Annotated in this window: 12 protein-coding genes and 3 riboswitches; of the genes, 9 read left to right on the top strand and 3 right to left on the bottom strand. The window is 76.9% G+C overall.

The window, feature by feature from the left end; translation table 11 throughout:
* Positions 1–20 precede the first annotated feature (20 nt).
* From ACRYMN_RS06300 to ACRYMN_RS06290, 3 genes are all read right to left on the bottom strand, one after another.
* A complete protein-coding gene (locus ACRYMN_RS06300) occupies positions 21–1,253 on the bottom strand; it encodes a cobalamin-independent methionine synthase II family protein (RefSeq protein ID WP_432493108.1) in 1,233 nt (410 codons plus the stop codon).
* 110 nt (positions 1,254–1,363) lie between these two features.
* Positions 1,364–2,566, bottom strand: coding sequence for an O-succinylhomoserine sulfhydrylase (locus ACRYMN_RS06295; protein WP_432493106.1), 1,203 nt, complete (start codon positions 2,564–2,566; stop codon positions 1,364–1,366).
* The gene (locus tag ACRYMN_RS06290; protein ID WP_432493104.1) at positions 2,563–2,982 is read right to left on the bottom strand and encodes a rhodanese-like domain-containing protein; all 420 of its coding nucleotides are present in this window, start codon (positions 2,980–2,982) and stop codon (positions 2,563–2,565) included. The genes ACRYMN_RS06295 and ACRYMN_RS06290 overlap by 4 nt, the downstream gene beginning before the upstream one ends.
* Positions 2,983–2,988: 6 nt before the next feature.
* Positions 2,989–3,077: riboswitch (SAM riboswitch) on the bottom strand.
* 76 nt (positions 3,078–3,153) lie between these two features.
* Positions 3,154–3,267: riboswitch (SAM riboswitch) on the top strand.
* A 49-nt stretch (positions 3,268–3,316) separates the two neighbouring features.
* On the opposite strand from ACRYMN_RS06290, the gene ACRYMN_RS06285 reads away from it, so the two are divergent.
* The 9 genes from ACRYMN_RS06285 to ACRYMN_RS06245 all read left to right on the top strand — a co-directional run bounded on the left by ACRYMN_RS06285 (position 3,317) and on the right by ACRYMN_RS06245 (position 11,363).
* The gene (locus tag ACRYMN_RS06285) at positions 3,317–4,678 is read left to right on the top strand and encodes an aminotransferase class V-fold PLP-dependent enzyme (protein WP_432493102.1); all 1,362 of its coding nucleotides are present in this window, start codon (positions 3,317–3,319) and stop codon (positions 4,676–4,678) included.
* Positions 4,675–5,922: an LLM class flavin-dependent oxidoreductase gene (locus ACRYMN_RS06280; protein WP_432493100.1), complete on the top strand. Its 1,248-nt coding sequence runs from the start codon at positions 4,675–4,677 to the stop codon at positions 5,920–5,922. The genes ACRYMN_RS06285 and ACRYMN_RS06280 overlap by 4 nt, the downstream gene beginning before the upstream one ends.
* Positions 5,919–6,392: a rhodanese-like domain-containing protein gene (locus tag ACRYMN_RS06275; RefSeq protein ID WP_432493098.1), complete on the top strand. Its 474-nt coding sequence runs from the start codon at positions 5,919–5,921 to the stop codon at positions 6,390–6,392. The genes ACRYMN_RS06280 and ACRYMN_RS06275 overlap by 4 nt, the downstream gene beginning before the upstream one ends.
* 38 nt (positions 6,393–6,430) lie before the next feature.
* Positions 6,431–6,586, top strand: coding sequence for a putative leader peptide (locus tag ACRYMN_RS06270; protein ID WP_432493096.1), 156 nt, complete (start codon positions 6,431–6,433; stop codon positions 6,584–6,586).
* A gap of 156 nt (positions 6,587–6,742) precedes the next feature.
* Positions 6,743–7,792, top strand: coding sequence for an LLM class flavin-dependent oxidoreductase (locus ACRYMN_RS06265; RefSeq protein ID WP_432493094.1), 1,050 nt, complete (start codon positions 6,743–6,745; stop codon positions 7,790–7,792).
* 10 nt (positions 7,793–7,802) lie between these two features.
* Positions 7,803–9,125, top strand: a complete 1,323-nt coding sequence (locus ACRYMN_RS06260) for an NtaA/DmoA family FMN-dependent monooxygenase (RefSeq protein WP_432493092.1) — start codon at positions 7,803–7,805, stop codon at positions 9,123–9,125.
* Positions 9,126–9,271: 146 nt separating this feature from the next.
* A riboswitch (SAM riboswitch) is annotated at positions 9,272–9,368 on the top strand.
* 6 nt (positions 9,369–9,374) lie between these two features.
* Positions 9,375–9,461, top strand: coding sequence for a putative leader peptide (locus ACRYMN_RS06255; protein WP_432493152.1), 87 nt, complete (start codon positions 9,375–9,377; stop codon positions 9,459–9,461).
* Positions 9,462–9,615: 154 nt separating this feature from the next.
* Entirely contained in the window at positions 9,616–10,581 is a 966-nt protein-coding gene (locus tag ACRYMN_RS06250; RefSeq protein WP_432493090.1) for an amino acid ABC transporter permease, read from the top strand.
* A complete protein-coding gene (locus ACRYMN_RS06245) occupies positions 10,578–11,363 on the top strand; it encodes an amino acid ABC transporter ATP-binding protein (protein WP_432493088.1) in 786 nt (261 codons plus the stop codon). The genes ACRYMN_RS06250 and ACRYMN_RS06245 overlap by 4 nt, the downstream gene beginning before the upstream one ends.
* The last annotated feature ends 86 nt before the right edge of the window (positions 11,364–11,449 follow it).

The following is an 11,449-nucleotide window of genomic DNA, read 5'->3' as shown; positions in this document are numbered from 1 at the left end:
CCGCCGGCGCCCCGGGGCGCTCAGCCGAAGAGGCGCTCGCCCGCCAGGCGGGCGCCCTCACCGAGGGCGGCGAGCTTGGCGGTGGCGATCTGCGGGTGGATGCGCCCGCCGAGGCCGCAGTCGGTGGAGGCGACGACGTTCTCGGCGCCGACGACGGAGGCGAACCGCTCGATGCGGTCGGCGACGAGCTCGGGGTGCTCCACGACGTTCGTGGCGTGGCTGACCACTCCCGGCACGATCTTCTTGCCCTCCGGCAGCTGCACGTCGCGCCACACCTTCCACTCGTGCTCGTGGCGCACGTTGGCCGCCTCGAACGAGTACGAACCCGCCTCGATCTCGAGCATGAGGTCGACGATGTGGCGGAACTCCACGTCGGTGGTGTGCGGGCCGTGCCAGCTGCCCCAGCACAGGTGGAAGCGCACCTGCTCCGGCGGCAGCCCGCGCAGGGCGTGGTTGAGGGCCTCGACGCGCACCTTCGTGAAGGCGCGGTAGTCCTCGACGCTGGGCTCGGGGTTGATCTGGTCCCAGTTCTCCGCGATGGAGGGGTCGTCGACCTGCAGCACGAGCCCGGCGTCGACCACCGCGCGGTACTCCTCGCGCAGCACCTCCGCCCACGCCCAGATGTGCTCCTCCTCGGTGGCGTAGTACCGGTTGGAGATGCGCGCGCCGCTGCCGGGCGAGAGGGAGGTGATGAAGCCCTGGCTGCGCTCGAGCCCGGCGGCCTCGAGGCCGGCGACGAGGTTGGCGACGTCGGAGGCGATGGCGTCCTGCCCGACGTAGCGCAGCGGGCCGGTGGTGGCCGGGAACGCCGTGGCAGTCTTGCCGGTGGAGATGCCCGAGGCGGGGTCGGTGTAGGCGTCGTGGAACAGCTGCCAGTCGCGGCGGTCCGGGAAGCTGGTCAAGCGCACCTTCCCGGGCTCGGAGCGCACGACGGGCTGGTTGAAGAGGTCCTCGCCGGTGACCTCCAGGCCGGCGACGCGCTGGAAGGAGTACGACCACCAGGCGCCGTAGTCCACGGCGCTGGTCATGGCCTTGCCGTACTCGCCGTCGCCGACGAGGGTGATGCCGAGGTCGTGCTGGCGCTGCACGAGGTCGACGACGGCCGCGGTGAGCAGCGCCTCGAACTCGGGGGTGCGCTCCAGGGTGAGGCCGTTCTCGCCGAGGCGGCGGGCCTCGTTCGCGGCGATCAGCTCGGGGGTGCGCGGCAGGCTGCCGGCGTGGCTGACCTCGATGCGGCGGGCGGTGCGGGACACGGGTGCTCCGTTCGTGGGGGTGGTCGTCGGCGGCGCGGGGCCGCGGTCGTCGGGGCGCGGGGGCGCCCGGGTCAGCGGTGCGGGTCAGCGGGGCGGGCCCGCGGTGCGGGTCAGCGGCGCAGGGCGCGGTCGAGGTCCTCGAGGAGGTCCTCGGGGTCCTCCAGGCCCACCGACAGGCGCAGCACGGCGTCGGACAGGCCGATCGCGGCGCGGCCCTGCTCGCCCAGGCGGCGGTGCGTGGTGGTGGCCGGGTGGGTGGCGAGCGACTTCGCGTCGCCGAGGTTGTTGGAGATGTCCACCACGCGCAGGGCGTCGAGCACCTCGAAGGCGCGCTCCTTGCCGCGGCCGGCGGGCGCGTCCAGCTCGAACGTCACGACGGTGCCGCCCAGCTCCATCTGGCGCTTGGCCAGGTCGAACTGGGGGTGCGAGGCCAGCAGCGGGTAGCGCACCCAGCGCACCCCGGGGCTCGCCTCCAGGTGCTCGGCCAGCCGCAGCGCCGTGGCCGCGGAGTGGCGCACCCGCAGGCCCAGCGTCTCCAGGCCCTTGGCCAGGGTCCAGGCGTTGAACGGGCTCAGCGTCGGGCCGGTGTGCCGGGTGAGCTCGCGGAACCTGCCGTCGATGAACTCGGTGGTGCCCAGGACGGCACCGCCCATGACGCGGCCCTGCCCGTCGACGTGCTTGGTGGCCGAGTAGACGACGACGTCGGCGCCGAACTGCAGGGGCCGCTGGCCCACCGGGCTGGCGAAGGCGTTGTCCACCACCACGGCCGCGCCGGCCGCGTGCGCCAGCTGCGTGACGGCCTCGATGTCCACGAGCGTCTGCATGGGGTTCGCGGGGGTCTCGAAGAACACCGCCTGCGCGGGGGTGGACAGCGCGCGCTCCCACTGGCCGAGGTCCTCGCCGTCGACGAACTCCGTGGTCACGCCCCAGCGGGGCAGGATCTCGTCGAGGACCACGTAGCAGGAGCCGAACAGGCTGCGGGCGGCCACGACGCGGTCGCCCGCGCCGAGCAGGGCGCCCAGCGCGTAGAACACCGCCGACATGCCGCTGGCCAGCCCGTAGCAGGCCTCGGCGCCCTCGAGCAGGCGCATCCGCTCGGTGAACACCGACACGGTGGGGTTGCCGTAGCGGGAGTAGACGTAGCGGTCGACCTCGCCGGTGAACGCGGCCTCGGCGTCGGCGGCGGAGTCGTAGACGTACCCGGAGGTCAGGTACATCGCCTCGGCCGTCTCCTGGAACCCCGAGCGGGCCAGGCCGCCGCGCACGGCGGTGGTGTCCGGTCGCCACGCCCGGGGCTCGTCGCCCCCGCTCACGACTGCCTCCAGGGCAGGCCCTGCGCGCGCCAGCCGGCGCCGCCGCGGTGGCCGTCGCCGTCCAGGTCGCCCTCGAACCCGTCGAGGACGTTGTAGCTGGGGGTGATGCCGGCGGCGGTGGCCGCGGTGGCCGCGGCCACCGAGCGCTTGCCCGATCGGCACAGGAACACCACCGGGCCCCGGTGCCCGGGACCCACGCCCGCGCGCTCCAGCTCGGCGAGGAACCGCGCACCCGGGGCGTCGTCCTCCACCGGCAGCCAGGAGGCGAACACCGGCCGCTTGCCCAGCGCGGTGGTGTCGGGCACGCCGACGAAGGTCCACTCGGCCTCGGTGCGCACGTCCACCAGGACGGCGTCGGGGTCCTCGCGCAGCAGCTGGTACGCCTCATCGGGGACGAGGTCGCCGGCGTAGGTCACACGTGCCTCCCATCGGTCCCGGCGTGAGCACCCTCCCTCGCGGGGGGTTGCTGCGGCGTCGTCGAGCCAGGTCTCTCGGCCGCTCTGGATGGTCGTTCCAGCGTAGGGCATCGCCGGAGCCGGGGAGGCCGGCGTTGCCACGCGGGCGGTGCGCGTGGCACGCTCGGAGCAGGTCATGAGCGCCAGCGCGAAGCCCCGGCTCGCTGGCCGGCAACCCTCCTGCGCGGCGGGGTGCCCCGGGTGACGACCTGGCCGGCGCCGAGGTGGCGTCGGCAAGCGCGGACCTCGCCGGGCGCCCCCGGTCCCCGGCAGGTCCCTCCCCGACGGAGGCCCCGTGACGACCACGACCCTGCCCGCCCCCCGCCGCTGCGCCGGCCCGTCCGCGGCGCCGCTGCTGCCCGTGGTGGGCGCGGGCACCCTCGTCCCGCTGGCCACCGGCGGCGAGGTCGCCCACGCCAACCTCGACATCGCCGCCAGCGCCCCGGCCCTGAGCGCGGTGGCCGAGCGCGTCGCGCAGGTGCTGCCGCACTACGCCAGCGTCCACCGCGGCGCCGGGTACCTCTCGCGGGTCTGCACGGCCCTGTTCGAGCAGGCCCGCGAGCAGGTCGGGCGCTTCGTGGGAGCCCGCCCGGACGACGCGGTGGTCTTCACGCGCAGCACCACCGACGCCCTGGACCTGCTCTCGCGGGCCGTGCCGGCCGGCGGGCGCGTGCTGGTGGCCGACGTGGAGCACCACGCGAACCTGCTGCCCTGGCAGCGCTCGGCGCGCACGACGGTCGTGCCCGGCGGCGCCGACCTCGACGCGACGGTCGAGGCGCTGGAGGCGGAGCTGGCCACCGGCCGCTACGCGCTGCTGGCCGTCACCGGCGCCTCCAACGTGACCGGCGAGGTGCTGCCGCTGCGGCGCCTGGTGCGCGCCGCGCGCGCGGGCGGGGCGCGCACCGCCGTGGACGGCGCCCAGCTCGTCCCGCACCGCCGGGTGGACCTGGCCGCCGACGGCGTGGACTACCTCGCCCTGTCCGGGCACAAGCTGTACGCCCCCTTCGGCGCCGGCGCGCTCGTGGGCCGGCGCGACTGGCTGGACGCGAGCGAGCCGTACCTGGCCGGTGGCGGCGCGACGCTGCACGTCGGCGTGGACGCGGTGCGCTGGGCCGAGGGCCCCGAGCGGCACGAGGCCGGCTCCCCCAACGTGCTCGGCGCGGTCGCCCTGGCGCGGGCGTGCGAGGAGATCGCCGCGCTGCCCGCCGGGGCGCTGGAGGCGCACGAGGCGCTGCTGCGCGAGCGGCTCGTCACGGGCCTGCTCGCCCTGCCGGGCGTGCGGGTGGTGCGCCCGCACGCCGCCGACGCCGTCGGCGTCGTCACCTTCACCCTGCCCGGGCACCCCTCCTCCGCGGTGGCCGCGTACCTGTCCGCCGAGCACGGCGTCGGCGTGCGCGACGGGCGCTTCTGCGCGCACCGCTTCGCGGACTCCCTGGGGCTCGGTGACGGCGCGCTGCGCGCCAGCACCGGCGTGGGCACGGGCACCGACGACGTCGACCGGCTCCTGCACGCGCTGGAGCGCTTCCTCACCGAGGGCCCGCGGCTGCGCTACGCGGTCGTCGACGGCGCCTGGGGCCCGGTGCCGGACCCGCGCCCGGACCCCGCGGCGTTCCTGCGCGCCGGGACCCCCGGGACCGCCGGCGGGGTGCCCGCGTGAGCGCGGCCGTGCAGGAGGCGCCCGCCGCGCACCTGTCCGTGCTCGACCTGGCGCCGGAGTCCACCGGGGAGCCGGCCGGCAGCGCTGTGGCGCACAGCCTGGACCTGGCCCGCGCCGCCGAGCGGTGGGGGTACCGCGGGTTCTGGCTGGCCGAGCACCACCTGTCCCCGGGCGTGTCCTCCGCGGCCCCCGCGGTGCTGGCCGCCCTGGTGGCGGCGAGCACCCGGCGCCTGCGGGTGGGCTCCGCGGCCAGCCTGCTGGCGGTGACGACCGCGGCGGTGGCCGCCGAGCAGTGGGCCACCATCGCCCGCGCCGCCGGCGACCGCGTCGACCTCGGCTTCGGCCGCGCGCACGTGCCGGCGCCCGCGGCCGCCGCTCGCGCGGGCGGCGGACCGGACAGCGGACCGGGCGGCGCCGACGGGGGCGCGGGCGTCCCGCACGCGTCCCGGGTGGTGGACGGGCTGCCGGTGCCCGCGCCGCCGCCCCCGCCGCTGCGCGACCCCGCGGTCCTGGAGCTGCTGCGCGCCTCCGCCCGCGTGCTGGGCGTGCACCGCGCCGACCCCCCGCCGCTGGCCGACGAGCTGCGCCTGGCCCTGGACCTGCTCGGCGGGGGGCACGTCGACGCCGACGGGCGCCGGCACGGCAGCGCGCTGCTGTCGGGGGCGCCCGTGCGCGTGCACGTGCTGGCCTCCAGCGGCGGGGAGTCCGCGCGCGCGGCCGGCGAGCTGGGCCTGCCCCTGGTGGCGAACTACCACGTGGCCCCCGCGGCCGTGCTGGAGACCGTCGAGGCGTACCGCTCGGCGTTCCGCCCCGGGGTGCTGCCCGCGCCGCGCGTGGCGGTCTCGGTGGACGTCGTGGTGGCCGAGAGCGACGAGCGGGCCGCCGAGCTGGCCGACCCGCACGGCCCGTGGGTGCTCAGCATCCGCCGCGGGCGCGGCGCCGTGCCGGTGCCCGCCCCCGCCGAGGCGCGGGCGGCCACCTGGACCCCGGAGGACCGGGCGCTGGTGGCCGACCGCCTTGAGGCGCAGGTCGTCGGCTCGCCGGCCACCGCGGTGCGGCGCCTGCACGCCCTGCAGCGCGCCACGGGCGCCGAGGAGCTGCTCGTGACCACCGCCACCCACCGCGCAGCCGACCGGCTGCGCTCCTACGAGCTGCTCGCCGCCGCCTGGCGAGCGGCCGGCGCACCCGCCGGGGGCGCCGGCGCACCCGTCCCGCGCACGTACACCCGACGGAGGACCCCGTGACCGCCAGCCCCGACCCCAGCACCCCCGCGAGCGGACCCGCGGACCCGCCCGGGGACCTGCCCGAGGCGCCGCTCGTGGACGCGGCGAGCGCCGGGCGCGCCGTGGCCGCCGGCGCGCTGCTCGTCGACGTGCGCAGCGAGGCGGGACGCGCCGCGAACGGCGCGCTGCCCGGCGCCGTCGTCGTGGCCAAGGACGAGGTGGAGCAGCGCTTCGACCTCGGCGGGAGCGCGGCGCTGCCGCAGCTGACGAGCCGGGACCAGCCCGTCGTGGTCGTCTGCGGCTCGCCCGCCGGTTCGGGCCCCGTGGCGGCCCGGCTGCTCGCGGCGGGCTTCACCGACGTGGTGCACGTGGACGGCGGCTTCCCGGCCTGGCGGGCCGCGGGCCTGCCCACCACCGAGCCCGCCGCGCCCGCGGAGCCCGCCGCGCCCGCGGAGCCCGCCGGGCCCGACGGGGCGCCGGGCGCGCCCTGACGCACCGGGCCCGCGCCCGTTTGACGCTCCCGAGGGCCGTGGAGTTCACTGCCGGGGCCGGCGACCGCGCCGAGGACGAGGGAGGACGTGTGGAGACCGCGGACCCCCGCCCCACCACCGCTCCGCTCGTCCACCTCGTGCGCAGGCTCCACGTGGACCTCGCGCGCCTCGCCAGCGCCGCCTGTCGCGCCTGACGCGCACCCTCCCCCGCCGGTCCCCGCACGCGCGGCGCCGGTCCTGCGCCCACCCGCACGACGTGCGCGCCGGGCACCGCGCGCGCCCGCGCCGCGCTCCCCGCACGGGCGCGGCGTCCCCGCACCACCCCCACCCACCTCCCGAGGAGCCCGACCGTGCCCCGACCGTTCCACCTGTTCCTCGACGTCGACGGCGGCGGCTGGCACCCGTCGGCCTGGCGGCGCTCGCGCGCCACGCCCTCGGAGGTCTTCTCCCCCGCCCGGCTGCGCGGGTTCGCCGTCACCGCGCAGGCGCAGGGCCTGACGGGGCTGACGTTCGAGGACTCCCCGCTGCCCGACCCGCGCAACCCGGCCGGACACCTGGACGCAGTGCAGCGCGCGGCGTTCCTGGCCGGCACGACCGAGGGCATCGGCCTGGTGCCCGTGGTGGCCACGACGTACACCGAGCCGTTCCACGTCGCCGCCCAGATCGCCTCGCTGGACCACTCCTCGGACGGGCGGGCCGGCTGGATCCCCGTGGCCACCGCGGACCCGGCCGCGGCGCGGGCGGTGGGCCTGCCCGTCACCGCCGGGGAGGACCTGCGCACGGAACTGGCCGACGTGGTGGGCGCGGTGCGGGCGCTGTGGGACTCCTGGGAGGACGACGCGGTCGTGCGCGACGTGGCCACCGGCCGGTACGTGGACCGCGACCGCCTGCACCACGTCGACGTCGACACCGGCCGCTGGTCGGTCAAGGGCCCGCTGACGGTGCCGCGCTCGCCGCAGGGGCAGTCCGTCGTGCTCGCCGCCGAGGGCGCGCTGCCGGACGCGCAGGTGGACGTGGTGCTCACCGGGGACCACGCAGCCCGCCGCTCCGGGGGCGGCCCGCTGGTGCTCGTGGAGGTCGAGCTCGCCCTCGACACCGACGCCGCCCCGGCCACCGAGCGCGTCGCCGCCCTGGACGCCGACGGGGCGGCGCCCGAGCGCGGGCGCGTGCGCTTCACCGGCTCCGGCGAGCAGTTCGCGCGGTTCCTCACCGACCTGTCCGCGCGCGTGGACGGGGTGCGGCTGCACGCGGCGGTCCTCGACGAGGACCTGCGCCAGCTGGTGCGCACCACGCTGCCCGCGCTGCGCGTCCAGCGCCTGCTGCAGGCCCCCCTCGCCGGTTCCACCCTGCGCTCCACCCTCGGCCTGACCCGGCCGGCCAACCGCTTCGCGACCGCCTGAGGAGCCGACGATGAGCACCGACGACCTGCGCTACCCGAACGCCACCGTCCACTTCGGGGTGTTCTTCCAGGGCGTGAACCACACGACCATCTGGTCGGACCCGCGCAGCGGCTCGCAGATGCACCGCTCGACGTTCACGCAGCTGGTCCGCACCGCCGAGCGCGGGCTGTTCGACGCGTTCTTCCTCGGCGAGGGGCTGCGCCTGCGCGAGCAGCGCGGGAAGATCCACGACCTGGACGTCGTGGGCCGCCCCGACGCGCTGACCGAGCTGGCGACCCTGGCCGGGCTCACCGAGCGCATCGGGTTGGTCGCCACGCAGAACACCACGTACAACGACCCGGCCGACCTCGCGCGGCGCCTGGCCTCCCTCGACGTGCTCTCCGGCGGGCGCGCGGCCTGGAACGTGGTCACCACGGACAACGCCTGGACGGGCGCGAACTTCCGCCGCGGCGGGTACCTGGACCACGCCGACCGCTACGAGCGCGCCGAGCGGTTCGTCACCCTCGCCCGGCGCGTGTGGGACAGCTGGGACGGCGGGGCGTTCACGCCGGTCGCCCACGAGGACCGGCTGTTCGACGTGGAGATCCGCCCCACCGTCCCGCGCAGCCCCCAGGGTCACCCGGTGATCTTCCAGGCGGGCGACTCCCCCGCCGGGCGCGACTTCGCCGCGCGCTCCGCGGACGTCATCTTCTCCCGGCACGGCACCGACCACGCCGACGCGCTGGAGTTCGCCGACGACGTGCGCCGGCGCGTCGTGGCCGCCGGGCGCCCGGAGGACGACGTGCTCATCCTGCCCGGCACGCAGATCGTCGTCGGCGACAGCGAGGCGGACGCGGAGGAGAAGGCCCGCTGGGTGCTGGAGAACCAGGTCACCCCCGCCACGGCGCTCTCGCTCGTGGGGCAGGTGTGGGGCGAGGACCTCTCCGGCTACGACCCCGACGGCCCGCTGCCGGCCCACGACCCGGTGATCGAGGACATCGACGGCACCCGCGGGGCCGCGCGCCAGGGCCACGACCCGCGCGCCATCGCGCAGCAGTGGCGGGCCGTGGCGGAGGAGAACAAGTACTCGCTGCGCGAGCTGGTCATCCACAACTCCACCCAGCGCGGTTTCGCCGGCACCGCCTCGCAGCTGGCCGACGAGCTGACGCGCTGGGTGCGCACGGGCGCCAGCAGCGGGTTCAACATCACCCCGTTCCTGGTGCCCAGCGGGCTGGACGACATCGTCGAGCAGCTCGTGCCCGCGCTGCAGGACCGCGGCGCGTACCCCACCGAGTACGTGGGCACGACGCTGCGCGAGCACCTGGGCCTGCGCGCACCGCTGACCCGGCGCTGACCCGGCGCTGACCCGGCGCTGACCCGGGCCCCGAGCGCCCCGGCGGCCGGCACCACGCCGGCCGCCGGGGCGTTCGCGCACCGGCGCGCGGACGCGTTCCGCCGCAGGAGATCGACAACACCCCGCCGGGTGCGGTAGTTTCTCCTCGTCCATCCAGAGCGGCTGAGAGACCTGGCTCGTCGACGCCGCAGCAACCCCCCGAGGGAACTCGGGCGCGGGTGCTTCCGCCAGGACCGATGGGAGTCGAGCATGACCCGCACCGCCCGCGCCGCGTCCTTCGTGCAGCGCCGCCACGTCGACCTCGGCCGCGTGGCCTCGGCGGCCTGTCGCGCCTGAGCGCAGCACACCCTCCCCGCACCGCCCCCACCGCCGCGGCGCCTCCCGCGCGCCCGTGGCGCGCTGACGCTCCGGGACCGACCGGGGCGCCAGCACCCGCGCGCCCGCGCCCCCTCACCCGCCGCCCGAGCGGCCCCTGCCCGAGGAAGCACCCGTGACGATCCCCACCCCCACCGCGCCCGGTGCGCGGTCCGCACCACCGCCCGCCGCCCCCGCGCCGGCCGTGCGCGTCCTGCCCGCGCGCCACCCGTGGCGCTGGCTGGCCACCGCCGTCGTGGCGGTGCTGGCCGCCATGGCCGTCAACGCCCTGGTGACGAACCCCGCGTGGGACTGGCCGACCGTGGGCGAGTTCCTGTTCTCCGCGACGATCCTGGAGTCGCTGTGGCTGACCGTGCAGCTCACGGTCGTCGGCACGGTGATCGGGCTCGCGCTGGGCACGGTGCTGGCGTTGATGCGGATGTCGTCGAACCCGCTGCTCAAGGCCGTCAGCTTCACCTACATCAGCGTCTTCCGCTCGGTGCCGCTGATCCTGCAGCTGCTGTTCTGGTACAACCTGGCGATCCTCTACGACCGCATCGGCCTGGGCGTGCCGTTCGGCCCGCAGTTCGTCAGCGTCCCCACCCAGGACCTCGTCGGCCCGGTCACCGCGGCGTTCCTGGGGCTGGGCCTGCACCAGGCCGCGTACTGCGCGGAGATCGTGCGCTCGGGGTTCCTGGCGGTCGACCCCGGCCAGCGCGAGGCGGCGGCGGCGCTGGGCATCCCGCGCGCGCGGCAGTTCTGGCGCATCCAGCTGCCGCAGGCGCTGCGCGTCATCGTGCCCACCACGGGCAACGAGGTGATCGGGCTGCTCAAGGGCACCTCGGTGGTCTACGTCATGGCGCTGCCGGAGCTCTTCTACCAGGTGCAGGTCGTCTACAACCGCACCGGTCAGGTGATCCCGCTGCTGCTCGTGGCGGCCGTGTGGTACTTCGCGCTGACGACCGTGCTGTCCGTCGCGCAGTGGGCGGTGGAGCGCCGCTACGGCCGCGGCAGCAGCCGGCACGAGGAGCCGTCGCTGCTGCGCCTGGCCCGGTCGCTGCGCGCCGCCGGGGCGCGCCGGGGCGCGGGGGTGGCGCGGTGAGCGCGGTGGGCACCGTGGCCGAGCAGCCCGTCGTGCGCCTGCGCGGCGTGCACAAGCGCTTCGGCGCCGTGGAGGTGCTGCGCGGCGTCGACCTGACCGTGGAGGCCGGCACCGTGACCGTCGTCCTGGGCGCCTCCGGGTCGGGCAAGTCCACCCTGCTGCGCACGATCAACCACCTGGAGAAGGTGGACGCCGGCGTCGTGGAGGTCGGCGGCGAGCTCATCGGCTACCGCCGGGCCGGCGCGCACCTGCGCGAGCTGCACGAGCGCGAGGTGCTGCGCCAGCGCTCCGGCATCGGCTTCGTCTTCCAGCAGTTCAACCTCTTCCCCCACCTGACCGTCCTGGAGAACGTCCTGGAGGCGCCGCTGTCGGCGCAGCGCCGCCGACGCGCGGAGGTGCTGCCCGAGGCCCGGGCGCTGCTGGCGCGCGTCGGGCTGGCCGGCAAGGAGGACGAGTACCCGCGCCGCCTGTCCGGCGGGCAGCAGCAGCGCGTGGCGATCGCCCGCGCCCTGGCGCTGCGGCCCTCGCTGGTCCTCTTCGACGAACCCACCTCCGCGCTGGACCCCGAACTGGTCGGCGAGGTGCTCGACGTCATCCGCGACCTCGCCGCGGCCGGCACCACGATGGTCGTCGTCACGCACGAGATCGGCTTCGCCCGCGAGGTCGCCGACCGCGTGCTGTTCCTGCACGAGGGCGTCGTCGTGGAGGAGGGGGCGGCCCGGGAGGTCCTGGACTCCCCCCGGCACGAGCGCACCCGCGCCTTCCTCGCGAAGGTCCTCTGAACCGTCCCACCGCGCTCCGGCACCGCCGGGGCGCCCCACCGGCCCGGCCGCCCGGGCCGGTCCGCGCCCACCCCGAGGAGAAACCC

This window comes from Kineococcus gypseus (genome assembly GCF_050871305.1).
GTDB classification, from domain to species: Bacteria; Actinomycetota; Actinomycetes; order Actinomycetales; family Kineococcaceae; genus Kineococcus; species Kineococcus gypseus.
This window is presented reverse-complemented; position numbering and strand designations above follow the sequence as displayed.